The sequence below is a fragment of the Arthrobacter sp. K410C genome, assembly GCF_059090105.1.
In genome coordinates this window covers 1-1156 of the sequence record NZ_JBNHFJ010000045.1, presented here as the reverse complement: position 1 = coordinate 1156, position 1156 = coordinate 1, and the positions used below count along the sequence as shown (strand labels likewise).

The 1156-nt window shown below is 65.9% G+C and carries 1 protein-coding gene and 1 pseudogene; both read left to right on the top strand.

Annotated elements, in window-relative coordinates:
* Positions 1-170, top strand: a pseudogene (gene purU, locus AC5RU7_RS20985) (formyltetrahydrofolate deformylase); the annotation flags it as partial.
* A gap of 51 nt (positions 171-221) precedes the next feature.
* On the top strand, positions 222-1156 hold a 935-nt coding region (locus AC5RU7_RS20980), incomplete at its 3' end, for an NAD(P)/FAD-dependent oxidoreductase (RefSeq protein ID WP_494053873.1).

Below are 1156 nucleotides of genomic sequence, written 5' to 3'. Positions count from 1 at the left end.
AGGGCCCGATCATCGAACAGGAAGTCATCCGCGTGGACCACACCTACGGCCCCGCCCAGCTCTCCACCGTGGGCCAGGACGCCGAGGCCCTCGCCCTCTCCCGGGCCGTGCGCTGGCACTGCCAGCACCGCGTCCTGCTGGATGACACCAGCACCGTCGTCTTCCGCTAACCCCCGCCGCGCCGCACACAGTCTTTAGAGAATTTGCAGGAGAACCCTTTTATGGAATCGTCGCCACGTATTGTCATCATCGGAGCCGGGATCGTGGGCACCAACCTCGCCGATGAGCTCGTCACCCGGGGCTGGAACAACATCACCGTCCTGGACCAGGGCCCGCTGAACATGCCGGGCGGGTCGACCTCGCACGCCCCCGGCCTGGTGTTCCAGACCAACCCGTCCAAGTCGATGGCCCTGTTCGCCAAATACACGGTCGAGAAACTCCTCTCCCTCACCGAGGACGGCATCTCCTGCTTCAACCAGGTCGGCGGCCTGGAAGTCGCGACCACCGAAACCCGCCTCGCGGACCTGAAGCGCAAACTCGGCTACGCACAATCGTGGGGCATCGACGGCAAGATCCTTACCCGTGAGGAGTGCAAGGAGCTCTACCCGCTGATCAATGAAGAAGACATCCTCGGCGGCCTCCACGTGCCCTCCGACGGGCTCGCGTCCGCGGCCCGCGCGGTGCAGCTGCTGATCAAGCGCACCGAAGCCGCCGGCGTAAAGTACATCGGCAACACCGCCGTGACCGGCATCGAACAGACGAACCGGCGCGTCACCGGCGTGCAGACCCCCGACGGCGTGATCCCGGCCGACATCGTGGTCTCCTGCGCCGGGTTCTGGGGCGCCAAAATCGGTGAATTGATCGGCATGGCCGTGCCCCTGCTCCCGCTGGCCCACCAGTACGTCAAAACCACCCCCGTCCCGGCCCAGCACGGCAAGAACGAGCTCCCCAACGGCGCCCGCCTGCCGATCCTGCGCCACCAGGACCAGGACCTGTACTACCGCGAACACGGCGACCGGTACGGCATCGGCTCCTACGCCCACAAACCCATGCCCGTGAACCTCGACGAGCTCGGAAGCTTCAAGCCGGACGAGATCAGCGAACACCACATGCCCTCCCGCCTGGACTTCACCGTCGAGGACTTCCTGCCCGCCTG